25 protein-coding genes and 1 tRNA gene are annotated in these 24,290 nt (G+C 60.7%); 18 read left to right on the plus strand and 8 right to left on the minus strand.

The annotated features are described in order from the left end of the window. Positions 1-53: 53 nt before the first annotated feature. The 8 genes from fabI (at position 54) to FDP25_RS01165 (ending at position 7,949) form a co-directional block, all read left to right on the plus strand. Positions 54-869 carry an enoyl-ACP reductase FabI gene (fabI, locus tag FDP25_RS01130; RefSeq protein ID WP_154148343.1) on the plus strand — a complete coding sequence of 272 codons (816 nt, stop codon included), beginning with the start codon at positions 54-56 and terminating at the stop codon, positions 867-869. A 64-nt stretch (positions 870-933) separates the two neighbouring features. Beyond that, complete coding sequence (locus FDP25_RS01135; RefSeq protein ID WP_154148344.1) at positions 934-1,542, plus strand: LysE family translocator; 609 nt, start codon at positions 934-936, stop codon at positions 1,540-1,542. A gap of 11 nt (positions 1,543-1,553) precedes the next feature. Beyond that, entirely contained in the window at positions 1,554-2,051 is a 498-nt protein-coding gene (gpt, locus tag FDP25_RS01140; protein WP_154148345.1) for a xanthine phosphoribosyltransferase, read from the plus strand. 5 nt (positions 2,052-2,056) lie between these two features. After that, positions 2,057-3,262 carry an aminotransferase gene (locus FDP25_RS01145; RefSeq protein WP_154148346.1) on the plus strand — a complete coding sequence of 402 codons (1,206 nt, stop codon included), beginning with the start codon at positions 2,057-2,059 and terminating at the stop codon, positions 3,260-3,262. 44 nt (positions 3,263-3,306) lie between these two features. Beyond that, positions 3,307-5,151 carry a peptidyl-prolyl cis-trans isomerase gene (locus FDP25_RS01150; protein ID WP_154148347.1) on the plus strand — a complete coding sequence of 615 codons (1,845 nt, stop codon included), beginning with the start codon at positions 3,307-3,309 and terminating at the stop codon, positions 5,149-5,151. Between the two features lie 12 nt (positions 5,152-5,163). Further along, positions 5,164-6,675, plus strand: coding sequence for an anthranilate synthase component I (trpE, locus tag FDP25_RS01155; protein WP_343031926.1), 1,512 nt, complete (start codon positions 5,164-5,166; stop codon positions 6,673-6,675). An 83-nt stretch (positions 6,676-6,758) separates the two neighbouring features. Beyond that, entirely contained in the window at positions 6,759-7,364 is a 606-nt protein-coding gene (locus FDP25_RS01160; RefSeq protein WP_154148348.1) for a rhodanese-like domain-containing protein, read from the plus strand. A gap of 39 nt (positions 7,365-7,403) precedes the next feature. Then, positions 7,404-7,949, plus strand: a complete 546-nt coding sequence (locus tag FDP25_RS01165; protein WP_154148349.1) for a pseudouridine synthase — start codon at positions 7,404-7,406, stop codon at positions 7,947-7,949. A 129-nt stretch (positions 7,950-8,078) separates the two neighbouring features. On the opposite strand, the gene yidD is transcribed toward FDP25_RS01165, so the two are convergent. The 3 genes from yidD to rpmH are packed head-to-tail and all read right to left on the minus strand — an operon-like array spanning position 8,079 to position 8,877. Beyond that, positions 8,079-8,318, minus strand: a complete 240-nt coding sequence (gene yidD, locus FDP25_RS01170; RefSeq protein WP_154148350.1) for a membrane protein insertion efficiency factor YidD — start codon at positions 8,316-8,318, stop codon at positions 8,079-8,081. Next, positions 8,315-8,716, minus strand: a complete 402-nt coding sequence (rnpA, locus tag FDP25_RS01175) for a ribonuclease P protein component (protein WP_154148351.1) — start codon at positions 8,714-8,716, stop codon at positions 8,315-8,317. The genes yidD and rnpA overlap by 4 nt, the downstream gene beginning before the upstream one ends. A gap of 26 nt (positions 8,717-8,742) precedes the next feature. Further along, complete coding sequence (rpmH, locus tag FDP25_RS01180; protein ID WP_005980833.1) at positions 8,743-8,877, minus strand: 50S ribosomal protein L34; 135 nt, start codon at positions 8,875-8,877, stop codon at positions 8,743-8,745. 283 nt (positions 8,878-9,160) lie between these two features. Here rpmH and FDP25_RS01185 point away from each other — a divergent pair, with 283 nt between their 5' ends. The 4 genes from FDP25_RS01185 to FDP25_RS01200 all read left to right on the plus strand — a co-directional run bounded on the left by FDP25_RS01185 (position 9,161) and on the right by FDP25_RS01200 (position 12,855). Further along, positions 9,161-9,892, plus strand: coding sequence for a TVP38/TMEM64 family protein (locus FDP25_RS01185; RefSeq protein WP_154148352.1), 732 nt, complete (start codon positions 9,161-9,163; stop codon positions 9,890-9,892). A gap of 3 nt (positions 9,893-9,895) precedes the next feature. Then, the gene (locus FDP25_RS01190) at positions 9,896-11,314 is read left to right on the plus strand and encodes a dihydrolipoyl dehydrogenase family protein (protein WP_154148353.1); all 1,419 of its coding nucleotides are present in this window, start codon (positions 9,896-9,898) and stop codon (positions 11,312-11,314) included. A gap of 12 nt (positions 11,315-11,326) precedes the next feature. Next, positions 11,327-12,721, plus strand: a complete 1,395-nt coding sequence (locus FDP25_RS01195; RefSeq protein WP_154148354.1) for a sensor histidine kinase — start codon at positions 11,327-11,329, stop codon at positions 12,719-12,721. Positions 12,722-12,778: 57 nt separating this feature from the next. Further along, positions 12,779-12,855, plus strand: a tRNA-Arg gene (locus FDP25_RS01200). Positions 12,856-13,016: 161 nt separating this feature from the next. Here the strand turns inward: FDP25_RS01200 and FDP25_RS01205 are convergent. Genes FDP25_RS01205 through FDP25_RS01215 form a run of 3 tightly spaced genes read right to left on the minus strand, consistent with a single transcriptional unit; the run spans position 13,017 to position 15,394 of the window. Beyond that, positions 13,017-13,397, minus strand: coding sequence for a carboxymuconolactone decarboxylase family protein (locus FDP25_RS01205; protein WP_154148355.1), 381 nt, complete (start codon positions 13,395-13,397; stop codon positions 13,017-13,019). Positions 13,398-13,427: 30 nt separating this feature from the next. Continuing rightward, a complete protein-coding gene (locus FDP25_RS01210; protein WP_154148356.1) occupies positions 13,428-14,510 on the minus strand; it encodes an aromatic ring-hydroxylating oxygenase subunit alpha in 1,083 nt (360 codons plus the stop codon). Continuing rightward, on the minus strand, positions 14,507-15,394 hold the full coding sequence (locus FDP25_RS01215) for a MurR/RpiR family transcriptional regulator (protein ID WP_154148357.1): 888 nt from the start codon (positions 15,392-15,394) through the stop codon (positions 14,507-14,509). Before FDP25_RS01215 ends, FDP25_RS01210 begins: the two co-directional genes overlap by 4 nt. A gap of 71 nt (positions 15,395-15,465) precedes the next feature. Here FDP25_RS01215 and FDP25_RS01220 point away from each other — a divergent pair, with 71 nt between their 5' ends. The 5 genes from FDP25_RS01220 (at position 15,466) to FDP25_RS01240 (ending at position 21,916) form a co-directional block, all read left to right on the plus strand. Next, positions 15,466-17,943: an FAD-dependent oxidoreductase gene (locus tag FDP25_RS01220; RefSeq protein ID WP_154148358.1), complete on the plus strand. Its 2,478-nt coding sequence runs from the start codon at positions 15,466-15,468 to the stop codon at positions 17,941-17,943. Positions 17,944-18,094: 151 nt separating this feature from the next. Continuing rightward, the gene (locus tag FDP25_RS01225) at positions 18,095-19,198 is read left to right on the plus strand and encodes a mandelate racemase/muconate lactonizing enzyme family protein (RefSeq protein WP_154148359.1); all 1,104 of its coding nucleotides are present in this window, start codon (positions 18,095-18,097) and stop codon (positions 19,196-19,198) included. Positions 19,199-19,202: 4 nt separating this feature from the next. Then, positions 19,203-20,486 (plus strand): aspartate aminotransferase family protein, encoded by a 1,284-nt coding sequence (locus FDP25_RS01230; RefSeq protein WP_154148360.1) that lies wholly within the window; start codon positions 19,203-19,205, stop codon positions 20,484-20,486. A gap of 167 nt (positions 20,487-20,653) precedes the next feature. Continuing rightward, complete coding sequence (locus tag FDP25_RS01235) at positions 20,654-21,592, plus strand: pirin family protein (protein ID WP_154148361.1); 939 nt, start codon at positions 20,654-20,656, stop codon at positions 21,590-21,592. Positions 21,593-21,727: 135 nt separating this feature from the next. Continuing rightward, complete coding sequence (locus FDP25_RS01240; RefSeq protein ID WP_154148362.1) at positions 21,728-21,916, plus strand: hypothetical protein; 189 nt, start codon at positions 21,728-21,730, stop codon at positions 21,914-21,916. Positions 21,917-21,923: 7 nt separating this feature from the next. On the opposite strand, the gene FDP25_RS01245 is transcribed toward FDP25_RS01240, so the two are convergent. After that, a complete protein-coding gene (locus tag FDP25_RS01245) occupies positions 21,924-22,640 on the minus strand; it encodes an RlmE family RNA methyltransferase (RefSeq protein ID WP_154148363.1) in 717 nt (238 codons plus the stop codon). Next, a complete protein-coding gene (locus tag FDP25_RS01250) occupies positions 22,640-23,755 on the minus strand; it encodes a Ppx/GppA phosphatase family protein (RefSeq protein ID WP_154148364.1) in 1,116 nt (371 codons plus the stop codon). Before FDP25_RS01250 ends, FDP25_RS01245 begins: the two co-directional genes overlap by 1 nt. 238 nt (positions 23,756-23,993) lie before the next feature. Here FDP25_RS01250 and FDP25_RS01255 point away from each other — a divergent pair, with 238 nt between their 5' ends. Further along, positions 23,994-24,290, plus strand: a complete 297-nt coding sequence (locus FDP25_RS01255) for a virulence factor (RefSeq protein ID WP_154148365.1) — start codon at positions 23,994-23,996, stop codon at positions 24,288-24,290.

The following is a 24,290-nucleotide window of genomic DNA, read 5'->3' on the forward strand; positions in this document are numbered from 1 at the left end:
GGCACGGCGATCGCCTAAAGACAGCTTTAAACATATTGGGCCGAGGGCAAGAAATGTCAAACGAACTGATGGCGGGTAAACGCGGGCTGATCATGGGCCTCGCCAACGACAAATCCATTGCATGGGGGATTGCCAAGGCGCTCGCCGATGCCGGGGCCGAACTGGCCTTCTCCTATCAGGGTGAGGCCCTGAAGAAACGCGTCGGGCCGCTAGCCGCACAACTGGGCTCGGACATTGTTCTGCCCTGCGACGTGAGCGACACCGCCTCGATCGACACGCTGTTTTCCGATCTCGAAACCCGCTGGGGCAAGATGGATTTCATCGTCCATGCCATCGGTTTCTCGGATAAGTCCGAACTGCGCGGGCGGTACGTGGACACCAGCCGCGACAATTTCATGATGACCATGGATATCTCGGTCTATTCTTTCACCGCCGTCGCGCAGCGCGCCGAAAAGATGATGACTGAAGGCGGCTCGATGCTCACCCTCACCTATTACGGGGCCGAGCAGGTCATGCCGCACTATAATGTCATGGGCGTCGCCAAGGCCGCGCTTGAGGCCTCTGTCAAATACCTCGCCGAGGATCTGGGCAAGGACGGTATCCGCGTCAATGCCATCTCCGCCGGCCCCATCAAGACCCTCGCGGCCTCGGGGATCGGCGACTTCCGCTATATCCTGAAATGGAACGAGCTCAACTCGCCCCTGCGCCGCAACGTGACCATCGACGACGTTGGCAAATCGGCGCTCTACCTGCTGTCCGATCTGGGCAGCGGCGTGACCGGCGAAAACCTCCACGTCGACGCGGGCTATCACGTGGTCGGCATGAAAGCTGTCGACGCGCCGGACATCGACGCCACCGGCGGGCATTGATCGAGTATCATTGTCGGTCACAACACGCCCGCGCCACGTGCGCAGGCCTTGAAGGAGACCGACAATGGAACTCACACACCTCATCGCCTTCAACCTCACCCTGCTGGCCGCCTTGGCCAGCCCGGGCCCGGCCATGCTCTTGTCGATCCGCGCCACGCTCAGCGGCGGGCGCGCGCATGGCGTGGCCACGGGCCTCGGCCTTGGCAGCATGGCCGCGATCTGGACCCTGACGGCGCTTTTGGGCCTCGACGTGATCTTCAAGCTGTTTCCATGGGCCTATCTGGCCATGAAAATCACCGGTGCAGCCTATCTGCTTTGGGTCGCCTATGGCATGTGGCACAGCGCAGCCTCCCCCATTGACACACAAAGCTCCCCGGCGCCTCGGCGCCGCGCCTTTCGCACCGGCCTTATGGTCAATCTCGCCAATCCCAAATCGGTTCTATTTGCCGCGTCCGTCCTCGTGGTGATCTTCCCACCCGACATGACACTGACGAACAAAGCCCTGATCATCGCAAACCACCTTGCAGTGGAATGGATCGCCTACAGCCTCTTTGCCCTTGCCCTCTCGACAAAACCCGCGCGGGACGGCTATCTGCGCCTCAAACCGATACTCGACCGCACGGCCGCTGCCATTCTCGGCATGCTTGGCCTGCGGCTTCTGACCGACCGATAAGGAAACACGCCATGACCGATCGCTTGCCCCACGAAAAAGGCTTCCACGTCAGCTGGGACCAATTGCACCGCGACGCCCGGGCCCTTGCGTGGCGCCTACAAGGTGTAGCCCCCGAAGACGGCTGGCGCGCCGTCGTGGCGATCACCCGTGGCGGCATGGCCCCGGCAATGATCGTGGCGCGCGAGCTCGATATCCGCGTGGTGGATACCATCAGCGTGAAGTCCTACAACCACCAGACACAAAGCGCCCCACGCGTCATCAAATCCCCGGACATGGAGATTGTAGGCGACGGCGAGGGCGTCTTGATCGTCGATGATCTTGTCGATACCGGGAAAACCCTCGAAGTGGTCCGCGAACATATGCCCAAGGCGCATGTGGCCACGGTTTACGGCAAGCCGATGGGCCGCAACATGGTTGATACCTATGTCACCGAAGTCAGCCAGGACACCTGGATTTTCTTCCCCTGGGACATGGCCCTGCAATACGTCGAACCCTATCGCGGAGCCTGATCACGATGTCACAGCCACCGCGCACCGCCAAAACCTTCCCGCCCCCCGTGATGGAAGCGCGCCGCTGGCTTGACGGCGTGACCTTCCCGAAGGATCGTCCGCTTATCAACGTCAGTCAGGCCGCCCCGGTCGATCCGCCGCCCGAGCAGTTGCGACAGGTCATCGCCGACGCGGCACTACATACCCCAAGCGCCCATCTCTATGGTCCCGTTCTTGGCAACCCCGACCTGCGCGAAGAGGTGGCCGCGCAATGGTCCGCCTCTTACGGCGGCGACATCGTGGCAGGCAATGTCGCCATCACCTCGGGCTGCAATCAGGCGTTCTGCGCCGCCATTACCACACTCTGTGGCGAGGGCGACGAGGTGATCCTGCCTACCCCATGGTATTTCAACCATAAAATGTGGCTCGACATGATGGGCACCACCGCGGTCCCCCTGCCCTGCGGCGCCGAGCTTCTGCCCGCGCCCGATGCGGCGGCTCAACGCATCAATGAACGCACCCGTGCCATAGTACTGGTCACGCCTAATAATCCCGGTGGCGTGGAATACCCCGCCGATCTGGTCCGTGCCTTCTATGAACTGGCCAAGGAACACGGAATCACCCTCATCATCGATGAAACCTACCGCGATTTCGATGCCCGCCCCGCGCCGCCGCACGACCTATTCACCGATCCCGATTGGGGCGACACCCTGATCCAGCTCTATTCCTTCTCCAAGGCCTACCGCCTGACCGGGCATCGCGTTGGCGCCATGGTGGCCAGTCCCGCGCGCTTGGCCGAGGCCGAGAAGTTCCTCGATACCGTCACCATCTGCCCCAACCAACTGGGCCAGATCGCAGCGCTTTGGGGGATGCAGAACCTCTCGCAATGGCTGGCAGGGGAACGCGCCGAAATCCTCGACCGCCGCGCCGCCATCCATGACCACATGCCGAAACTCGCCGCGCAAGGCTGGCGCCTTCTGGGCTGCGGCGCCTATTTCGCCTACCTGCAGCATCCCTTTGCCGAATCCTCCGACAAACTGGCACCGAAACTTGTCCGCGAGGCTGGCATCCTGCTGCTGCCCGGCACCATGTTCCGCCCCGCGGATGATGCCGCTGGCGGGCAGGAAGTGCGGGTCGCCTTCGCCAATGTCGACCGCGACGGCATCGCCACGCTCTTTGACAGGCTGGCAAGCCTCCGCTGGCCCCTTGCTCCTGCGCCGGACAGGGCGTAGACAACCGCGAACGATAAACCGCAACGCCGTCTGACGGGGGCCGCATGTCCGCAAGCAAAAGCATCTCGAAAACACTGGTCTGGGTCCTCATGGGCCTGCTGATCCTTGGCCTTGGCGGCTTTGGCATCACCAACCTCTCGGGCACTGTGCGCAGCGTCGGCTCGGTGGGTGACGCCGAGATCGACATCAACGACTACGCCCGCGCCCTGCAAAACGAGATCCGCGCGTTGGAATCCGAACGCGGCGAACCAATAAGCTTCGCTCAGGCCGAGGCACAAGGCATCCCCGATGCCGTGCTTACCCGCCTTGTCGCCCAAGCCGCGCTCACCCATGAAACCGGCCGGGTGCAACTGTCCGTGGGCGATGAAAACCTGCGTGAACAGATCGTCGCGATCCCCGGCTTTCAAGGCGTCGATGGGACTTTCGATCGCGAGGCCTATGCCTTTGCCCTCGAACAGGCGGGCCTTAGCGAAGCGCAATTCGAGCAAGACCTGCGCAACGAGACCGCAAGCGCCTTCCTGCAAGGCGCGGTCATGGCCGGCGTCACGATGCCCGAAGCCTATACCGACACGCTCCTGACATATGTCGGAGAAGAACGTGATGTGACATGGGCCGCGCTGGACCGCAATGACCTCACCACGGGCCTGCCCGAACCGACCGAGGAGGAATTGCAGGCCTTTCACGACGCCAACGTGGCCCAGTTTACCACGCCGGAAACGCGCGAGATCACCTACGCATGGCTCACGCCCGAGATGATCATCGACACCGTCGAGGTCGACGAAGAAGCCCTCCGCGATGCCTATGACGCCCGCGCAGATGAGTTCATTCAGCCCGAACGTCGCCTTGTCGAACGCCTCGTGTTTCCTGACGAGGCCGCCGCCCAAGCCGCAGCTGACCGCATCGAAACCGGCGCGTCCAGTTTCGAAGACGAGGTCACAGCCCGTGATCTTGACCTTTCGGACGTGGACATGGGCGATGTCACCCGCAACGATCTTGATGACGCCGCCGAGGATGTCTTCTCCGCTGACACGGGCGATGTCGTCGGCCCGGCAGACAGCCCCGTCGGCCCCGCCCTCTACCGCGTGAACGCCATTCTGGCCGCACAGGAAACAACTTTCGAAGAGGCCGAACCGCAATTGCGCGACGCATTGGCCGGTGACCGTGCCCGCCGCGTGATCGAGGCGCAGATCGACTCCATCGACGACCTGCTCGCTGGGGGGGCCACGATCGAAGACTTGGCCCGCGAAACCGACCTCGAACTTGGCACCATTGCATGGAACCCCCGCGTGACCGACGGCATCGGTGCCTACGCGGGCTTCCGTCAGGCGGCACAAACCCTCACCACGGCGGATTATCCCGAGGTGCAGGAACTCGAAGATGGCGGCATCTATGCCATGCGCCTCGACAAGGTTGTCGCCCCCGAAGTGCAGCCACTGGATGAGGTCCGCAACGCCGCGACCCGGGGCTGGCGCCAAGAGGCCGTGACAAAGGCCCTTGAGGCTGAGTACGAGGAGGCCCGCAAAGCCCTTGCCGATGGCACCTCCTTTGACGATCTCGACCTTTCCACCCAATCCGCCGAAGGGGTCACCCGCCGTGGCTTCCAGCCCGACACCCCGGCCAACTTCATCGAAACCGTTTTCGAGATGGACAAGGGCGAGGTCCGCTTCCTTCCCGGCACCGGCAGGCTATTCCTCCTGCGAGTCGACGCGATCCGCGCCCCTGACCCCGAGGATGAAGACCTCGCACAGCTCACCACCCTGCTGCGCGATCAGGCCGCTTCGGGCATGGGTCAGGACCTGTTCCAGCTTCTGGCAAACGACATCCGTAGTCGCGCGGGGATCGAACTGAACCAAGGCGCGCTCAACGCCGTGCATTCCAATTTCCAGTAAAGGTGCCCTGACGTGGAGCTGACACCGACATTCGCGGATTTCGCCAAGGGCTATGAGGCAGGCCAAAACCAAGTGGTCTATGCCCGCCTTGCCGCCGACCTCGACACCCCCGTGTCCCTGATGCTCAAGCTCACCGGGGCGGCGCGTGACGCCTTCGTGCTTGAATCCGTGACTGGCGGCGAGGTGCGCGGGCGCTACTCCATTGTCGGCATGAAGCCCGATCTCATCTGGCAATGCCACGGCAAGACAAGCCGCCTCAACCGCGATGCCCGCTTCGATGGTGACGCCTTCGAGGACCAAGAGGGGCATCCCCTCGACACCCTCCGTGCCCTCATCGCGGAAAGCCGCATCGACCTGCCCGAAGACCTGCCCGCCTCAAGTGCCGGGCTGTTTGGCTACCTGGGCTACGATATGATCCGGCTGGTCGAACACCTGCCCGATGTGAACCCCGATCCACTGGGCCTGCCCGACGCGGTGATGATGCGCCCCTCGGTGGTGGCGGTTCTCGATGGCGTCAAGGGCGAGGTCACCGTCGTCGCCCCCGCTTGGGTCGCCTCCGGCCAATCGGCCAAGGCCGCTTACGCCCAAGCCGCCGAACGGGTGATGGACGCCATGCGCGACCTCGAACGCGCCCTGCCGCAAGCCTCCCGCGGATTGGGCGAAGCGCACGAACCCGGCCCGCCCTCCTCGAATTTCACGCGCGAGGGCTATCACCAGGCTGTCGAGACGGCCAAGGAATACATCCGCGCGGGTGACATCTTCCAAGTCGTACCCTCTCAACGCTGGACGCAAGACTTCCCGCTGCCGCCCTTCGCGCTCTACCGCTCCCTGCGGCGCACCAATCCCTCGCCCTTCATGTTCTATTTCAACTTCGGCGGCTTTCAGGTGGTGGGCGCCAGCCCCGAAATCCTCGTCCGTGTCATGGACGGCGAAGTCACCGTGCGCCCGATCGCGGGCACCCGTCCGCGCGGCGCCACACCCGAAGAGGATCGCGCCAACGAGGCCGACCTGATGGCTGACCAAAAGGAACTCGCCGAGCACCTCATGTTGCTGGATCTGGGCCGCAACGATGTGGGCCGCGTGGCGAAAATCGGTTCGGTCCACCCGACCGAGGAATTTATCATCGAACGCTACTCCCACGTCATGCACATCGTCTCGAACGTGGTGGGCGAACTGGCCGAGGATCAGGATGCCCTTTCCGCCCTGCTCGCGGGCCTGCCCGCCGGCACGGTTTCCGGCGCACCCAAGGTCCGCGCCATGGAAATCATTGATGAGCTTGAACCGGAAAAACGCGGTGTCTATGGCGGCGGCGTCGGCTACTTCTCGGCGCGCGGCGATATGGATGTCTGTATCGCCCTGCGTACGGCGGTGGTGAAAGACGAGAAACTTTATATTCAGGCCGGTGGCGGCGTCGTCTACGACAGCGACCCCGAGGCGGAATACATGGAAACCGTCCATAAATCCAACGCCATCCGCCGCGCCGCCGCCGATGCGGCCCGCTTTACCGGTGACGGCAACGGTTGATCCACATCAAAGATAGGGGCGTCTTTCACCTTTAATCAGATCACATGCCAAATACGTAATGTGTTTTGACAAGGAGACGCTGAATGACCTTCCCCCGAATTCTGACCGCCTCGGCCCTTGCCCTGGCCCTCGTCCTGCCCCTCGGCACTGCCGGTTTCGCAGACAATCACGGCGCGATGATCGAAACCTCGGTCAACGAGGCCGATCTGCCCAAGAAGAAAACCAACGAACCCGGCAACTACATCACCGCCGCCGAATCCATCGCCCTCCTGAAGGAACGTGATGACGTGGCCCTGATCGACATCCGCAGCCCCGAGGAAACCATGTTCGTGGGCTACGCGACCGAAACTGATGCCAATATCCCGTTCATGAACGTCGATCCCGCCCATATCTACAATCCCAAGAAAAGCTCTTACAAGATGATGCCGAATGACGGCTTTGTTGATCAGATCAAGGGCTACGTGGCGGCCAATAACCCCTCTGCCCTGCTCATCATCTGCCGCTCCGGCGGGCGCAGTGCCAAGGCCGTGGACATGCTGGCCAAGGCAGGCGTCGAAACCCCGGGCTATACGGTCGTCGACGGCTTCGAAGGCGACAAGTCCGATGCCGGCACGCGCGCCGTCAACGGCTGGAAAAACGCGGGCGGAGAGTGGACCTACAAGGTGACCGAAGACCTGCTCGCCAAGTGAGCCTTGCGCGCGGGGGTTCTCTGGGGCATTGCTGCGCTCATGACCCGGCTCATCTTGTTCAACAAACCCCACGGGGTGCTGTCGCAGTTCACCGACAAGGGCAATGCCGACAGCCCCCGGGCCACGCTCTCCGATTACATCGATCTGCCCGGTGTCTACCCTGCCGGGCGGCTGGATCGCGATAGCGAAGGGCTCTTGCTGCTGACCGACAACGGAAAGCTACAGGCGCGGCTCTCCAACCCGCGCTTCAAGACGGAAAAAACCTATCTCGTGCAGGTCGAAGGCGCGCCAGATGAGGTCGCCCATGCCGGCCTGCGCAAGGGCATCACCCTGAAAGACGGCCCCACACGCCCCGCCCAAGTCCGCCATATCAACCCGCCGAAGGTGTGGGAGCGCGACCCGCCGGTTCGCTTTCGTAAATCCGTCCCCGATCACTGGCTTGAGATCACCATCACAGAAGGCCGCAACCGTCAGGTTCGGCGCATGACCGCCCATGTGGGCCTGCCGACCCTACGCCTCATCCGCTGGCGCGTCGGCGACCACAGCCTTGATGGTATCGCGCCGGGAACCTGGTGCGAGGCATGAAAACGGGACGCAAGCGCCCCCATGCTTCTTTGTCAAAATGATCGCCGACTCCTCCGGGCCATCAAAAAGCGCACAGTATCAGAACCGACAAATTACCGACGTTTTACCGACGCGACACAGACAGCGGTTTTAGCGGTCCTTATCGGAGTCCTCCGGCACCGGATCATAGCCGCACTGCCCCCATGGGTTGCACCTCAGGATGCGCTTGAAGGCCAACCACCCGCCCTTGATCCCACCATGCTTTTGCAAGGCCTCCAAGGCATATTGGCTACACGTCGGTTGATAGCGACAGTTGAACCCAACCCAAGGCGAGAAAATCAGCCGATAAGCCTTCACCGGCCATGACAGGATATGTGCCAAAGGTGTCATTTCTTGTTTGAATGCAGTCGCTTAAGCGCGAAACTCAAGTCATCTTTCAAGGCATCAAAGGGACGCGCCGCCGTGGCTTCCTTGCGCCCGATCAGGACGTAATCCCAGCCCGGTTTACCCTGTGTCGGCAAGATCAAACGCGCCACCTCGCGCATCCGCCGCTTGGCCCTGTTGCGCGCCACCGCATTGCCTACCTTCTTGGAACAGGTAAAGCCAACACGGATGCAAGGATCGCCATCTTGCCTCTCACGGCCCTGTACCATCATCGCCTTGGTCCCCTGTTTCCGCGCACGAGCGGCTAACAGGAAATCACTCCGGTTTTTCATGACCTTAAGACAAACGGAAACCGCCGGGGGCGTGTTCCCCGCGTCTCTGTCGGGGGCCTCCGGCGGTGTCATGATCCGTAAATCCTGTGGCTGAGGAGTTATGCGCTCAGCGACTTGCGGCCACGCGCACGGCGCGCGTTCAGGATCTTGCGGCCTGCCTTGGTGGCCATGCGCGCACGGAAACCATGGCGGCGCTTGCGAACCAGGTTCGAGGGTTGGTAGGTGCGTTTCATCGCTCCGTCTCCGGTCTTTGGGCGGGCAAACGCCGAGGATTCGCGGCTAGCCCGAATTCATTTCGAAGCCGGTCTATAGAGGCCCTAAAGCCTCAAGTCAAACCCAGCACGAGGCATTTGCAACAAAAACCCCACCATTCTGCGGTATTCCTGTTACAAACCTGCAAAACAGGCTCTTTTTAGCGGTAAATCCATCACCACCCATCACCCCCGCGTGAAGCCTATGGCCACCATCGGCCAACATGGTCATCTTGGTTGCAATTGAAGGCAATGGATCGAAGCCATGAATGACATGACCCAAACCGATAAAGACAGCCCATGGCGACACGCCCCATTGATCCTGATCCTTCTCGGGGCGGTGATCGGTTTCTTTACTCTGCGCGATTATCTATCATTCGAAACGTTACGCGAAAACCGCGAAGCACTTATGGCTTTCAGGGACGCACATTACCTTCTGATGGTGGCGGGTTTCATCGCCATCTATTTCGTGATCGTCGCATTCTCCCTGCCCGGAGCGGCCGTCGCATCGGTGAGCGGAGGCTTTCTATTCGGTCTCGGCCTTGGCACCACCTACAACGTCATCGCCGCTTCACTTGGAGCATTCGCGATCTTTTTGGCCGCGCGCTGGGGGTTGGGCCGAACGCTCGCGGCACGCATGGAAACCTCGGAAGGCACCTTGAAACGCGTCAAGAGTGGCCTTCAAGAGCATGAAATAAGTGTACTTTTTCTAATTCGACTTGTCCCTGCTGTTCCCTTCTTCGTGGCCAATCTCTTACCCGCCCTAGTGGGGGTGAAATTCTTCAACTTCGCCTTCACAACCGTTCTTGGTATCATCCCCGGTGCCATTGTCTTTACCTGGATTGGCGTCGGGCTGGGCGAGGTGTTCGACCGTGGCGAAACGCCTGACCTGTCACTTTTGTGGGAGCCGCAGGTCATCGGCCCGATCCTTGGCCTCTGCGTTCTCGCCGCTCTGCCCATCCTCATTAAAGCACTGCGCGGCAAAAAGGATATTTGACACATGCAAAAGATCGACACTGACCTGCTGATCATCGGGGCGGGCTCTGGCGGTTTGTCCGTCGCCGCAGGGGCCGCGCAAATGGGCGCCGATGTGACCCTTCTGGAAGGCCATAAAATGGGTGGGGATTGCCTGAACTATGGCTGTGTGCCCTCCAAGGCCCTGCTGGCAAGTGGTAAAGTCGCCCACAAGGCTGGTCACGCGCGCCCTTTCGGCGTGGCCGATAGCGCGCCAAAGGTCGACTATGCCGCCGCCAAGGATCATGTCCATGACGTCATCGGCACAATCGCCCCCCACGACAGTGTTGAGCGGTTCGAACGCCTTGGCGTGCGGGTGATCCAGGAGTACGGGGAATTCATCGACGCCAAGACGGTCAAGGCAGGCACGTATGAGATCACCGCCCGCCGGATCGTCATCGCCACAGGCTCGTCGCCCTTGGTGCCGCCGATTCCCGGCCTCGACAGCGTCCCCTATGAAACCAATGAAACCCTGTTTGAGTTGCGCGAAAAACCCGATCACTTGCTGATCGTCGGCGGCGGTCCCATCGGCATGGAGATGGCGCAAGCCCACCTGCGCCTTGGCTGCAAGGTCACGGTAATCGAAGGCGCCAAGGCCTTTGGCCGCGACGATCCGGAGTGTGCCAAGGTGGTGCTTGATGTACTCAAGGCCGAAGGACTGGAATTGGCCGAAGAGGCCATGGCCGAAAGCATTTCGGGTGAAGCTGGCAATATCACCGTCACCTGCAAGGATGGCCGCAGCTTCACCGGCTCGCATCTTCTCATGGCAGTGGGCCGCAAACCCAATATCGACAAGCTGAACCTCAAGGCCGCGGGCATCCAGACGACCAAGGCGGGCATCAAGGTGGATGACGGCTTGCGCACCACAAACCGCCGCGCTTATGCCATCGGCGATGTGGCGGGCGGCCTGCAATTCACCCATGTCGCGGGCTATCACGCGGGGCTTGTCATCCGCTCGGCCCTTCTTTCCCTGCCCGTAACAACGAAAACCGACCATATCCCATGGGCCACCTATACCGCCCCCGAACTGGCCCAAGTCGGCCTGACCGAGGCACGAGCCCGCGAGATTCATGGCGACACACTTGAAGTTGCCCGTTTCACTTATGCAGAAAACGATCGTGCCATTGCCGACCGGCAAACCGATGGCCTGATCAAGGTCATGGTGGTCAAGGGCCGCCCCGTGGGTGTATCGATCGCGGGCCATCAGGCCGGTGAAGTGATCGGCCTATGGTCCATGGTCATCGCCAATGGCCTCAAGATGAAACACGTTGCTGCCATGGTCGCCCCCTACCCGACAATCGCCGAAATCAACAAGCGCGTCGCAGGGGCCTATTTCTCGCCAAAGCTGTTTGATAATCCTATGCTCAAACATGTGGTGAGGCTGGTACAGCGCTGGCTTCCCTGATTGGGGCGTGACATGCGGTTTCTGAATACTCTCTCCGGGCGTTTCCTGCTTCTCACGGCCATCTTCGTGATGCTCGCCGAGGTGCTGATTTTCGTCCCCTCGGTTGCCCGCTACCGCGAGGATTTCCTGATCTCACGACTGGAACGCGCGCAGATTGCGTCGCTGGCTCTGCTCGCCAGCGAAGAGATCGGCCCCGACCTTGAACAGGAACTCTTGCAAAACGCGGGGGTCTTCAACGTCGTTCTTCGACGTGACGAAGCCCGCCAACTGGTGCTGTCCTCGGACATGCCCAAACCGATATCGGGCACATATGACCTGCGCAGCTCGACACCGACCACCCTGATCTCGGATGCCATCGCCCGCTTGTGGGAGACCGAAACACAAGTCATCCGCGTGATTGGCGACCCGGTGAAAATGGCGGGCCTGCTGATCGAAGTGACCCTTGATACGAAAGAACTACGCGATGCCATGATTGATTACGGCTTGCGCATCCTCTGGCTGTCGCTTGTGATCTCCGTGGTCACGGCGGGTCTTTTGTTTCTCGCCGTGCAAAGCATTCTGGTCAAACCGATCAAGCGGGTTGTCGGCCATATGCAATCCTATGCCGCCGCGCCCGAGGATGCCAACCGCGTGATTGAACCCTCCTCCAGCATCCTTGAACTGCGCGAGGCCGAAGAGACCCTCAAACTCATGCAAACCCAGCTCACCGGGTCGCTCAAACAAAAGGAACGACTGGCCCAACTGGGCGGCGCCGTGGCGAAGGTGAGCCACGACTTGCGCAATATCCTGACCTCGGCACAGCTTTTCATCGACCGCTTGGAAATGAGCGAGGACCCAGCCGTCAAACGCATGGCCCCCAAGCTGGTCAATTCCATCACCCGTGCCGTCCACCTGTGCGAAACCACCCTTGCCTATGGCAAGGCCGAGGAACCGGGCCCGACCCTGTCGCGCTTTCGTCTGGCCGAAGTCGTGGGGGACGTGATCGAAAGTGAAAGGCTCTCGGTGGGCGATTCGCAAATTAGCTTTGCCGAGGACATCCCCGATCAACTGATGCTTCGTGCCGACTCGGAACAAATGTACCGGGTGCTATCCAACCTCGTGCGGAACGCCAGGCAAGCCATAATCAATTCCGGACATCCCGGTGAAATCGCCGTATCTGCACATGAAACCGATGACACCTGGATTCTCCGCGTCAGCGACACAGGCCCCGGCCTGCCCGCCAAGGCCCGTGAACACCTGTTTCAGCCCTTTCAGGGCGGTGCGACCAAGGGAGGCACCGGCCTTGGCCTGACAATCGCAGCAGAGTTGATCCGCGGCCACGGCGGGACCCTGACATTGGAAGCAAGTGATGAGGCCGGAACAACCTTCCGGATCGACCTTCCGCGTGGCGGTGTTGAAAAAGCCTGATTTTTTGCAAAGCCCCCCTTGCGCTACCCGCCCGCAAGGTCTAAATCCCGCCCTCACGGACCGATAGCTCAGCTGGATAGAGTACCTGACTACGAATCAGGGGGTCGGGGGTTCGAATCCTCCTCGGTCCGCCACTTCCCCCCAAGATGCCTGATACAAAGGCTGCCCGGATCGCGCCGGTTACCTTTGCTATCGAACTCATGCCAGATTACGGCAAATCCCCCATTCAGAGGTAACGGCGTGGTTGGATTATGCCTTGGGAATCAGCTTTTTCTGCTGTGACGGGTTTCGACGATTAATCCTCGTCCAGAACCTTGCGAGCGCTCCGAAAACATTCCAAAGCCTGCGGGACACCGCAATAGATTCCAATAACATGAATGATGGCGCGAATTTCCTCGCGGCTCACGCCGTTATTGACCGCACCGCGGCAATGAATCTCCCATTCGTGCATCTTGCCAAGCGCACCAATCATCGCGAGGTTCATCATTGATCGCGTCTTGGCGTCGATCACATCGTCCCCCCAGCCAAAGCCCCAGCACCAGGCTGTCATCGCCTCCTGAAAGGGGCGTGTGAAATCATCCGCCGCTGCGAGGTTTGTTTCCACGTATTCTGCGCCCAATGTCGCCTTGCGCTGCTCCATACCCTTGAGAAACAAGTCTTCGTCAAATGCCGTCATATCTCACCCCATGAATTACAGTTATATGTCCTAGGCCTCTATGCCTTCGCGCATCCATTTCTGAAGTGCCATAACCGAATGTTCGGAATTCACGCCACATGCAGGATCGACAACCAGCGGACCGGGCACGTACCCACGCGAGTGCAGGCCCCGCTGAACGGATTCGACAAGATGGATATCCTCTTCCACGGTGGTGGCGCGATCCTGAACCGCCAACCGTCGGACAACCTCGCTGTCCCATCCACCTTCGGTGTACCATCCGCGCCAGACGACAACATGGTCTGCGTCGATCGCGCGCCAGTGATAGGTGTTCAGGACATTCCCGGGATACACCTGAAAGCTGAACATCGGCCAGAGGAACCAGCTTGAATAATCCTCGGCATGGGGCTTCGACCTGTCTATTTCGTAACTCATGTTCTCAAGGCTTTGGCACTCCGTCGTGTGACGCAGGCAATACCCTTGGGGCTGAATGTCATAGGTTTCCGGTTTGATGACACCGGTCGCAAAGGTGGGATGGTTGAGACTGCAATGGTAACATTCGGAATAATTCTCGACCGAGACCTTCCAGTTGCAATTCTCAGGTATCTCCACCCACTCAAGCGGCTTGAGGGCCTCCCAATGCGGCAGCCATTCCATGAGCTCATCGCGGACACCGGGAAACCAATCGTCCATTGGTGCGGCTTCAGGATCCAGGTTCACAAAGATGAATCCCAAGAATATCTCGGTTCGCACCTCGGTCAGGCAGACGCTGGATTTGTCGAACCCGGGAACGGATTTGGTATTCGGGGCCGCACGCAATTCACCCGTCAATTCATAAGTCCAAGCGTGGTATGGGCAGACGACGACACGCGTTGACCCTTCACCACTGACCAGTTGATGCGCACGATGTTGGCAGACGTTGTAGAACGTACGGATTACTCCATCGCGTCCCTTTATGGAGAACAGGCTTTCCCCTGCCATATCGAAAGCAAAGTAATCGCCCGGATGTTCAAGCTGACTGCGATGACCCGCAAACTGCCAAGTCCGCGCCAAAAGGCCCTTTCGTTCCACCTCGAAAACAGATGGATCAATGTAATAACGCGCGTCAAGGGAATGGGTGAGAGGTGCGTTCATTCAGGGTCCTCCTGATAAATGCCAAGCTGATGCCGGCGACGGTGGAATGTTTCGACCCGTTCGACGATCTCATCGCTGGCCACGGAAATGACAAAGCTGAGCAGAGTCTCCAGCAGCGCAATGCTCGATACCGATGATGGAAAGAACTGCGGCGTATCCACGGCCACAACAAAGCTGTGTTGCGCGGCCAGACTGATCGGGCTGGCCGGGCTGTCTGATATGGCAATGACTGTCACCCCCTGATCTCGGGCAATCCGAACGGCTTCGACCACTTCGGACCGATACGGTTTCATCGTCATTGCGATCAGCACATCCTGACCATCAGCCCATGCAAGATCATCAACCGGCGTCGAACCGGGGCGTGGAATGGCGTGAAACTGTGTCATGCCGGTCGACGCGAGATAGGTAAAGTTTCGCGCATTCGCATTGTTCACGCCAACACCAAGCGTGAACACTTGACGCGAAGACCAGATCGCTTCGGCGGCAGCCTTGAGCGCCTCTTCGGAAATCGCCGCGAAAGTCTCTTCGATATTGCGGGCTGCGGCACCGATCATGTCGGCATAAAGCCCCCCGATCTCACCAGATTTGCGAATATCCTGAAGCCATCGCGCCCGATCCGGGAAACTGACGCCGCCTTTTCGAATTGCCTCTCGGAACGGTGCGCGGAAATCTTCATACCCTTCAAAGCCCACCTGACGTGCCATGCGCACGAAGGTATTCGGCTTAACATTCGCGGCTTCTGCGATCTCGCGTACAGTCGACACCCCCACATCCGCAGGATTTTCCAACACATAACGCGCCGCCTTCTGCGCCTCGGGGGTCAGACTGCCCCACTCGTCGGTAAGGCGCTCTAGGATCGATTTTGATACGTTTGTTTGATTCATGATTGACGATGGTACATTTGTGCCCTTAGCCTGTCCATAGAAAATGCGACTCTGCGAACAGGAAAAATGTCATGTCCAATTCCACCTTTCCCACCCACGCCCGCGTGGTCGTCATCGGCGGCGGCGTCATGGGGGTCGGGCTGGCCTATCACTTGGGGCACGAAGGTTGGGGGCCGGAAACGGTCTTGCTCGAAAAGGCCGAACTGACCAGTGGCAGCACATGGCACGCGGCAGGGCAAATCACCCATTCCACCAGCAGCTTTGGCCTCGGGAAATGCGTTGATTACAACATCGGCCTTTATTCCGGTGAACTGGAATCCGAGACCGGCCAACCCGTAACATGGCATGGCTGCGGCTCGTTCCGCCTCGCCTACACAGAGGACGAGATGGACTGGCTGCGTCATACGCTGTCCGTGGGGCGTTCACTGGGTTTCAACATCGAACTGGTCGGCGCAGAGCGGGTCGCAGAACAGCATCCGTTCTACAATCTCCAAGGTGTTCTGGGGGCCTTGCACACCCCCGATGACGGCCACGTTGACCCCACCAATGTCACCATGGCCATGGCCAGCGGAGCACGCCAAAAGGGCGTCCGCATCATCCGCCGCTGTCGCGCAACGAATATTACCCAAGCCGATACCGGCGAATGGGTGGTCGAAACGGAACAGGGCACCATCACCTGTGAGCATGTGGTCAATGCCGGCGGCACCTATGCCCGGCAGATGGGCGAATGGTCAGGCCTGCAACTGCCGATGACATCCATGACCCATCACTATTTCGTCACCGAGGACGTGCCGGAGTTCCGCGATCTTGAGCATGAATTACCGGTCATCCGGGATGACAGGAAGGTTTCCGGCTATATTCGGATGGAACAGAAAAAAGGCCTCATCGGCATCTACGAAAAGGCCAACCCCAATACCGTTTGGGAAGATCACTGCCCTTGGGATGCGGAAAACGAATTGTTCGACGCCGACTATGACCGCGTCATGCCTTGGCTTGAGGAATCGCTCCGCCGAATGCCCATCTTTGCAGACTTGGGTATCACCCGTGATGTGCATGGCGCCATCAGCCATCCGCCCGACGGCAATCCGCTGATCGGACCCGCGCCCGGCGTACGCAACTACTGGTGCTGCTGCGGTACACAAATCGGTATCGGCTGGGGCCCTGGCCTGACCCGCGAATTGGCCCGCTGGATGGTGCATGGCTCCTCCGACATTTCGATGCGCGACTACGACCCGCGCCGCTTCGGCAACTACGCCACGAAGGAATGGCAAGTGATCAAGGCCAAGGAAGATTACTGCCTGCGGCACGAAATCCCCTTCCCGCATTTCAACCGCTTGGCCGGTCGGCCCGTCAAACCCTCACCGCTCTATGATCGTCTCAAGGAAAAGGGCGCAGTCTACGAGGAGGTCTATGGCCATGAACGCCCCCGCTGGTTCGCGCGTGAGGACGTGGCGCAGGAAGATCACTATTCCTTCCGTCGCAACGTGGTGCACGATGTCGTCGGGACCGAGTGTAAAGCGGTGCGTGAGGCCGTGGGGGTCATGGACATCTCCGCCTTCACCAAGGTCGAAGTCTCCGGGCCGGGGGCCGCGGCCCTGCTGGACCGTCTCGTTGCCAATCGCCTGCCGCAAAAAGTCGGGGGCATTACGCTCACCCATATGCTGAACCATCGGGGCCGGATCGAACTGGAAACCACGGTGGTGAAGCTGGCCCCTGACCGCTTTTATCTGGTTTGTGCTGCGTTCTTTGAGCAACGCCTTCTGGACCATCTGAACCAAAACCGCGCGGGCGAGGAGGCGCAGATCACCCTGCGCTCCAACGATTGGGCCGCTCTTGCTCTCAACGGCCCGGCCTCCCGCGCGGTTCTGGCCCAATGTAGCGACGCAGACGTGTCGAACGCCGGGTTCCCTTGGCTGACGGCACGGCAAATCACCATGGCGAATGCACCCGTTTGGGCCTTCCGCATGTCCTATGCCGGAGAACTTGGGTGGGAGTTCCACATCCCGCGTGAACATACCCTGGCAGTCTACGATGCGCTATGGGCGGCGGGCCAAGCCCACGGAATCACCGATTACGGAAGCTTTGCAATGAATGCCCTCCGGATGGAAAAGGCGTTCAAGGGCGCAAGCGAACTGACAAACGAAGTCACATTGCCCGAGGCCGATGTCATGCGCTTCGTCAAACTCGACAAAGACTATCTTGGGGCCGAGGCCACCCGCCAAAGCGCCGCTCTGGTCGAAGCAGGCAACCAGCCCTGGACCTGCGCCTACCTTGAGATCGAACCGGATGGCGAAATCGACGGCCACGGCGGCGAAGCGGTCATCCGGGAGGGTGAGGTCGTCGGCTCCACCGCTTCGGTGGCCTATGGCCATTGCGTCGGCAAAATCCTCGCCTTTGCCTATATCAAACCGCAGGCCGCGCCCCCCGGCACGAAATTGCAAGTGGTTATCCACGGAAAACCACGCGCCGCCCGTGTGCTGGGCGAACCGGCCTATGATCCGCACAGCCTCCTGCCCCGCACCGATACCATGCACGAAGCCGCCCAATGATCCGCCCCAAAGCCATGCACCGGCACCCAATTCTTCTTTTTAAAAATATCCTGGGGGGAGCTTTGGGCACCCGCAGGGGGTCCAAAGCGGGGGGCAAAGCCCCCGCCCCGGCGACGCCGAAGGCGGCGCAATCCCTTTCTAGGCCTCAGTCATGAAACTCACAAAACTCCGCCTCTGGCATGTGCCGCTCACCAGTCACGAAGCCTATTACATGGCCGATGGGAAAACCTGCGACACGGTGGAAACCGTGGTCATCGCATTGGAGACCGACAGCGGCCTCACCGGCTGGGGCGAGGTTTGCCCGATCCCCCATTACCTGCCCGCCTATGCGCGCGGCGTGGGGACTGCATTGCAAGAACTGGCCCCGGTTCTCATCGGCGCCGATCCGCTTGGCCCCGAGGCATTGATCGCGCGCTGCGATGCCTATCTGCCCGATCACCGCTATGCCAAATCGGCACTCGACATCGCGCTTTGGGACATCACCGCCCAAGCCGCAGGCCTGCCTCTCCATCGGTTGCTCGGCGGGCGCGCCGCGCCCGATATGCCGCTTTATCATTCCATTACCTGCATTGCCCCCGATGACATGGCCCGCATTGCCCGCGACGCACAGGCCCGGGGCATCACTCAGTTTCAGGCCAAGTTGGGCGCCGACGGTGATTGGCAGGCTGATGTCGAACGCCTCACCAAGGTGCGCGAGGCCGTAGGCCCCGGTCCGGTGGTCTATGGCGACTGGAATTGTGGCACGACGTCGCTCATGGCCACCCGCGTGGGCCGGGCCGTGGCGCATCTCGACATCATGCTGGAACAGCCCTGCACCACGCTGGAGGATTGCGCCCGGGTCCGTGCGGCAACCGGCTTGCCCATGAAACTCGATGAACTGGCCCATGACACGCACAGCCTGCTGCACGCCCACGATCTGGGCTGCATGGATGCCGTCGCGCTCAAACTGTCGAAATTCGGGGGAATCTCGGCCACCCGGCGGGCACGCGACCTGTGCCTGCACCTTGGGGCCATGATGTGCATCGAGGACACCTGGGGCAGCGATATCACCACCGCCGCCGTCCTTCATCTCGCCGCCAGCACAGCGCCTACGCGCCTACTCAACACCTGCGACCTGTCTGGCTATGTCGCCCCGCGCCTGGCCCCCGATTGCCCCTTCCGCCACGACGGGCGCATCGCCCCGCCCGAAGGCCCCGGCCTTGGCATCACCCCCGACCAAAGCCTGCTTGGATCCCCTGACCTGATACTGGATTGACCCGATGACCAAACTGCACACCCAATCCGAATGGATCGCCCGCGCCCGAGATATCCTGCCCGCCGGCGGCTTTGGCAATTTCGACCCCGGCATCGTCATCTCACGCGGCGCAGGCTCCCGCGTCTGGGATGAGGACGGCACCGAGTATATCGACTATCTCATCGGCTCCGGCCCCATGCTTCTGGGCCACTCCCACCCCGAGGTTCTTGAGGCCGTCTTTGAACAACTTCCCAAGGGCCAGACTTTCTTTGCCAACAACGCCGCGGGTATCGAACTGGCCGAGGAAATCTGCCGCGCCGTCCCCTGCGCCGAACAGCTGCGCTATGTCTCCTCGGGCGGTGAGGCGGACATGTACGCCATGCGCGCCGCCCGCGCCTTCACCGGGCGCGACAAGATCGTGAAATTCGAAGGCGGCTACCACGGCATGTCCGCCGAAGCACAAATGAGCCTCGCCCCCGCCGCCCGGGTGAATTTTCCGCAGGCCGTGCCCGATAGCGCCGGCATCCCGCAAAGCGTGGCCGATGAAATGCTCATCGCGCCGTACAACGACGTCGCCTATATCCGCTCGCTTCTGGCCGAATATGGGGGTCAGGTTGCGGGGCTGATCGTCGAACCCCTGCAACGCATCATCCCGCCCGCGCCGGGCTTCCTGCAAGTCCTGCGCGACGAATGCGACCGCTACGGCATCGTGTTGATCTTTGACGAGGTCGTCACCGGCTTCCGCTTCGCCTATGGCGGCGCGCAAGAACTTTATGGCGTCACGCCCGACCTTTGTACGCTGGGCAAGGTGATCGGCGGCGGCTTTCCCTTGGCCGCCACCGTGGGCCGGGCCGACATCATGGCGCATTTCGATAAATCCGTCGTCGGGCCTGAAGGCTGGTTGATGCAGCTTGGCACGCTGTCGGGAAATCCTGTGGCGTCGGTCGCCGGACTCAAAAGCCTCGAAATTCTGCGGCGTGAGGGGCAGTACCCCCGCCTGCGCGGCTTGGGTGAGCAGATCATGAATATGATCCACGATGCACTCGGCCCCACGGGACTCCCCTATCACATCGTCGGCGATGCGACACTCTTCGAGGTCGTCTTCACCTCTCAGACGCCGCAGGATTACAGGGCTGTACAAGCCGGGAATGCAAGCCGGTCGAAGCTCTGGAATGAAACTTTGCGACACCACCATATTTTCAAATCTCCGGGCAAAACATATCCAAGCCTCGCCTTGACCCAAGACGACCTGTCCATGACAGAGGCCGCCATCACTGCCGCCGCAGAGGCCCTGGTTGTCGCAAGCTGAGGACCGCGTCCTTCATGAAACAACAGCGAAATGATCATAGGGGCGCCAGGCGCCCCTTAATGAGACGTTCGTTTCGATGAGATCATGTCAAGATGAGAACCTTCACCTCTCCTGACCCTGTTCAACTACCGGGATATTAGGTAATCTCTTGTACCAAGGAGATCACAATGAGTTGGAATCCCGCTCTTGAACCGGGCTGCCCTGATGAGATCGGGGCGGATGCCATAGAAACCCTGATCATCCCGCGCGCCCGCGACATCGGTGGCTTCGAAGTGCGCCGCGCCCTGCCAGCACCGCGCCGACAAATGGTTGGCCCCTTCATCTTCTTTGATCAAATGGGCCCGGCGGACCTTCTGACCAATCAGGGCATCGACATCCGCCCTCATCCACATATCGGCCTTGGCACAGTGACATACCTTTATCAGGGGCATTTTCAGCACCGCGACAGCCTCGGGACAAATCAGGTGATCCACCCGGGGGCGGTCAACTGGATGGTGGCTGGCCGCGGGGTCACCCATTCGGAACGCAGCACAAATGAATCGCGCAAAGTTCCAGAGGAGTTATTCGGCATCCAGACATGGATGGCCCTGCCCGAAGAGGACGAAGACCGCCTGCCGATGTTCGAACATCACGGCCAAGCTGCCCTGCCCGTCATCGAAGCCGACGGGGTCGAGGCGCGGCTGATCCTCGGAACGGCCTATGGCGAAACGGCCCCGGCGACGATGTTTTCCGAAACCTTCTATTTGGACGTGACGCTTAAGCCGAATGCTCGCTTCCCGCTGCCCGACGATCACGAAGATCGCGGCCTCTACATCACACAGGGAAAGGTCAGTATCGCGGGCGAAACCTTTGAAGCGGGCCGCATGATGGTATTTCGGCCCGGCGACAGAATGACCGTGCAGGCCGGACCACAGGGCGCACGGCTTCTGGCGCTTGGCGGGGCCACGCTGAACGGGCCGCGTCATGTGTGGTGGAACTTCGTATCCTCCAGCAAGGACAAGATCGAGGCCGCAAAGGAAGACTGGCGCGCCGCGAACTGGGGTATGGGGGCCTTCGATCTGCCACCCGATGACAGGGGCGACTATATCCCATTACCCGAAAGATAAGGCGCCCCATGAAATGTGGCTTTCGTCCGCAGGCCCGCCGAAAATCATCACAATTTCGCACGTCCCGCGCACCAAAAGGGCCTTAATGATTTGGCAATCACTCTGTCTCAGTCTTTGTGAGGAAAAGAGAGTGCCATGTCACGAATCATACACCCCCTGAAGGCCGCACGGCACGCCCGGTTGTTCGAACTCATCCGGCAACGCAATCTTGCAAGCGCGGTCGATATGCCGGTCAGCACGATTTCCCCGGCCGAGGCGCAGTTGTTCCGCCTTCAGGCCGAACGCTCCATCCGTGCCGGACAAATTGACAAGCTTGCAGGATAACCGACAGTCAGCCGCGAAATCCCGTGGCAACCACGAATTTTTCCGAACTGTCCGCCCGTGACGCGGGCGGCTTCACATTGGCCACCTTGGCAAAGCGCTGCTTGAGCAGCTTTTGCAATTCCCCTTCCGCGCCCCCCGCTAGAACCTTGGACACGAAGGTGCCGCCCTCTTCCAACACATCAAATGCCAGGTAGGCCGCCGCCTCGCATAGCGCGATGATCCGCAGGTGGTCGGTCTGCTTGTGGCCGGAACTGGCCGCGGCCATGTCGCTCATGACAACGTCGGCCTTACCGCCCAGCCAGTCCTTGACCTTGTCGTCGGCGCCGTCTTCCATGAAATCCAACTGGTGCAACTCGCACCCCGCGATTGGTTCTACCTCTTGCAGGTCGACCCCAAGGATCGAGCCCTGCGCCTTGCCCTGCTTTTCGCCCAAGGCATTCACCCGCGGCACCGCCACCTGGCACCAGCCCCCGGGCGCACAGCCCAGATCGACCACCCGCGCGCCGGGCACCAGAAAGCGGAACTTGTCGTCCAATTCCATGATCTTGTAGGCCGCGCGCCCCCGGTATCCATCGGCCTGCGCGCGCTTTACGTAAGGATCGTTCAACTGCCGTTGCAGCCACCGCGTTGACGACGGCTTGCGCCCACGCGCCGTTTTCACCTTCACCTTCAGGTCCCGCTGTCCGCGCCCCGAGGTGTTCTTGCCATCCGGTCGTTTTGCCATCAGTCCCGCTCGTCCTTCAATACGCCGTCCTTCGCCATCTGCGCATACAGCATCCCTTCACGCAGGCCCCGATCCGCCACCGACAGGCGGTCGGTAGGCCAACAGCGCAAGAGCGCCTGCAGGATCGCCGCCCCCGACATGATCAACGCCTGCCGATCCAAGCCGATCCGTGGGTCACGCCGCCGCCCCTCGGGGCCAAGCGTCAGATATCCGCGGATCACCTTGTCGATCTCGTCGCTGGTCATCCGCAAGCCATCCACCTTGTTCCGGTCATAACGCTTCAATCCCAGATGGCTGGCCGCCACGGTCGTCACCGTGCCACTGGTGCCGACGATCTGAAACCCCTCGCGCACCTGCTCATCCTTGTAGGGCGCAAATTCGGCAAGGTTTTCCTCGAAATACCAGCTCATCAGGGCAAATCGCGCACTGTCGTCCTCGACATCCCGGAACTGATCGCGCAGCGTGGCCACTCCAAGCGGCACACTGATCCAATCCACCACCTTCGCCGCCGGAACGCCCGTTTCGACACAATGAAAGCCCGAATGCATCCGCATGATAGCCCGCCGCCGATGGGCATGGGGCACATCGCGCAGATCGATCCAGACCAGCTCGGTCGACCCGCCGCCGATATCCACCACCAGCAATTGGTCGGTGCTCCGGCTGACCAGCGGCGCACAGGAGACCACGGCCAATTGCGCCTCCTCCTGCGGCTCGATGATATCCAGGTGCAGTCCGGTCTCGCGCTTGACCCGCGCCATGAAATCACGGCCGTTGCGGGCCCGCCGGCACGCCTCCGTCGCGACAAGCCGCATGCGCTTGACCTTGTGCCGCTTCAATTTCTGCTGACACACGCGAAGCGCCTGAATTGTCCGGTAAATGGATGACCGTGACAAACGGCCAGACTTCTCCAACCCCGCGCCAAGCTGCACGGATTTGGAAAAGCTGTCGACAACCTTGAACTGACCACCCTCGGGACGGGCAATCAGCATACGGCAACTGTTTGTTCCCAGATCCAGCGCCGCATACAACGGCACCGTGGACCCGGGGGGTTTGAGTGCGGGGCTTTCGACCGCTTTGGGGACCGCGCCCGCACTTCCGGGACGCTTGGGCGCCATAACTACACGCCCTCCATTTCGAGTTACCTCAAAGGTAGTGCGTCAAAGCCCCCCGCGCAAGCTGTTGTAAAACTCTACATGACGATCATGAGAGGTTTTCCGAAATGCCCCCATGGTGCCACCATGTCGCCCGCGTTAGTCTCTGCACGTCGCATGATGTCCGCGTTCTGTCGAAAATCGACCCCGCCCAAGGGCTCGCCTGCTTTAGACACGAGCCACGAAGATAGAGGAATCAGCCATGGTTGACGTCACAATCGTATACTGGCGGGACATTCCCGCGCAGGTGATCGTGGGCAAGGGCCGTCGGGGCGCGAAAAAACCGCTTCCCGAACGGTTCGAACAGGCCATCGATCGCGCCGCCATGAAAATCGGCGCCTCCGATACCGATGCCTACCTCGCCGAATGGCGCAAGGCGGCTCCCTATCAAGTGGAAGGTGATCCAGCAGAGGTGGCCGAATCCGAAGCCTCCCGCCTGGATTCCGAATACGATCAGGACCGTATAAAACAACTGATCGCAAACGAAGGTTGGGCATGA

This window comes from Roseovarius bejariae (assembly GCF_009669325.1).
GTDB classification, from domain to species: domain Bacteria; phylum Pseudomonadota; class Alphaproteobacteria; order Rhodobacterales; family Rhodobacteraceae; genus Roseovarius; species Roseovarius bejariae.

Coding starts and splice junctions, on each gene's coding strand:
- FDP25_RS01205 (WP_154148355.1), bottom strand. CDS start 13,397: ATGACGGCATTTGACGAAGACTTGTTTCTCAAGGGTATGGAGCAGCGC.
- FDP25_RS01190 (WP_154148353.1), top strand. CDS start 9,896: ATGCAAAAGATCGACACTGACCTGCTGATCATCGGGGCGGGCTCTGGC.
- FDP25_RS01255 (WP_154148365.1), top strand. CDS start 23,994: ATGGTTGACGTCACAATCGTATACTGGCGGGACATTCCCGCGCAGGTG.
- FDP25_RS01230 (WP_154148360.1), top strand. CDS start 19,203: ATGACCAAACTGCACACCCAATCCGAATGGATCGCCCGCGCCCGAGAT.
- rpmH (WP_005980833.1), bottom strand. CDS start 8,877: ATGAAACGCACCTACCAACCCTCGAACCTGGTTCGCAAGCGCCGCCAT.
- FDP25_RS01160 (WP_154148348.1), top strand. CDS start 6,759: ATGACCTTCCCCCGAATTCTGACCGCCTCGGCCCTTGCCCTGGCCCTC.
- FDP25_RS01145 (WP_154148346.1), top strand. CDS start 2,057: ATGTCACAGCCACCGCGCACCGCCAAAACCTTCCCGCCCCCCGTGATG.
- FDP25_RS01245 (WP_154148363.1), bottom strand. CDS start 22,640: ATGGCAAAACGACCGGATGGCAAGAACACCTCGGGGCGCGGACAGCGG.
- gpt (WP_154148345.1), top strand. CDS start 1,554: ATGACCGATCGCTTGCCCCACGAAAAAGGCTTCCACGTCAGCTGGGAC.
- FDP25_RS01215 (WP_154148357.1), bottom strand. CDS start 15,394: ATGAATCAAACAAACGTATCAAAATCGATCCTAGAGCGCCTTACCGAC.
- FDP25_RS01185 (WP_154148352.1), top strand. CDS start 9,161: ATGAATGACATGACCCAAACCGATAAAGACAGCCCATGGCGACACGCC.
- FDP25_RS01150 (WP_154148347.1), top strand. CDS start 3,307: ATGTCCGCAAGCAAAAGCATCTCGAAAACACTGGTCTGGGTCCTCATG.
- yidD (WP_154148350.1), bottom strand. CDS start 8,318: ATGACACCTTTGGCACATATCCTGTCATGGCCGGTGAAGGCTTATCGG.
- FDP25_RS01240 (WP_154148362.1), top strand. CDS start 21,728: ATGTCACGAATCATACACCCCCTGAAGGCCGCACGGCACGCCCGGTTG.
- FDP25_RS01210 (WP_154148356.1), bottom strand. CDS start 14,510: ATGAACGCACCTCTCACCCATTCCCTTGACGCGCGTTATTACATTGAT.
- FDP25_RS01195 (WP_154148354.1), top strand. CDS start 11,327: ATGCGGTTTCTGAATACTCTCTCCGGGCGTTTCCTGCTTCTCACGGCC.
- fabI (WP_154148343.1), top strand. CDS start 54: ATGTCAAACGAACTGATGGCGGGTAAACGCGGGCTGATCATGGGCCTC.
- FDP25_RS01135 (WP_154148344.1), top strand. CDS start 934: ATGGAACTCACACACCTCATCGCCTTCAACCTCACCCTGCTGGCCGCC.
- FDP25_RS01165 (WP_154148349.1), top strand. CDS start 7,404: ATGACCCGGCTCATCTTGTTCAACAAACCCCACGGGGTGCTGTCGCAG.
- FDP25_RS01225 (WP_154148359.1), top strand. CDS start 18,095: ATGAAACTCACAAAACTCCGCCTCTGGCATGTGCCGCTCACCAGTCAC.
- FDP25_RS01220 (WP_154148358.1), top strand. CDS start 15,466: ATGTCCAATTCCACCTTTCCCACCCACGCCCGCGTGGTCGTCATCGGC.
- FDP25_RS01235 (WP_154148361.1), top strand. CDS start 20,654: ATGAGTTGGAATCCCGCTCTTGAACCGGGCTGCCCTGATGAGATCGGG.
- rnpA (WP_154148351.1), bottom strand. CDS start 8,716: ATGACACCGCCGGAGGCCCCCGACAGAGACGCGGGGAACACGCCCCCG.
- FDP25_RS01250 (WP_154148364.1), bottom strand. CDS start 23,755: ATGGCGCCCAAGCGTCCCGGAAGTGCGGGCGCGGTCCCCAAAGCGGTC.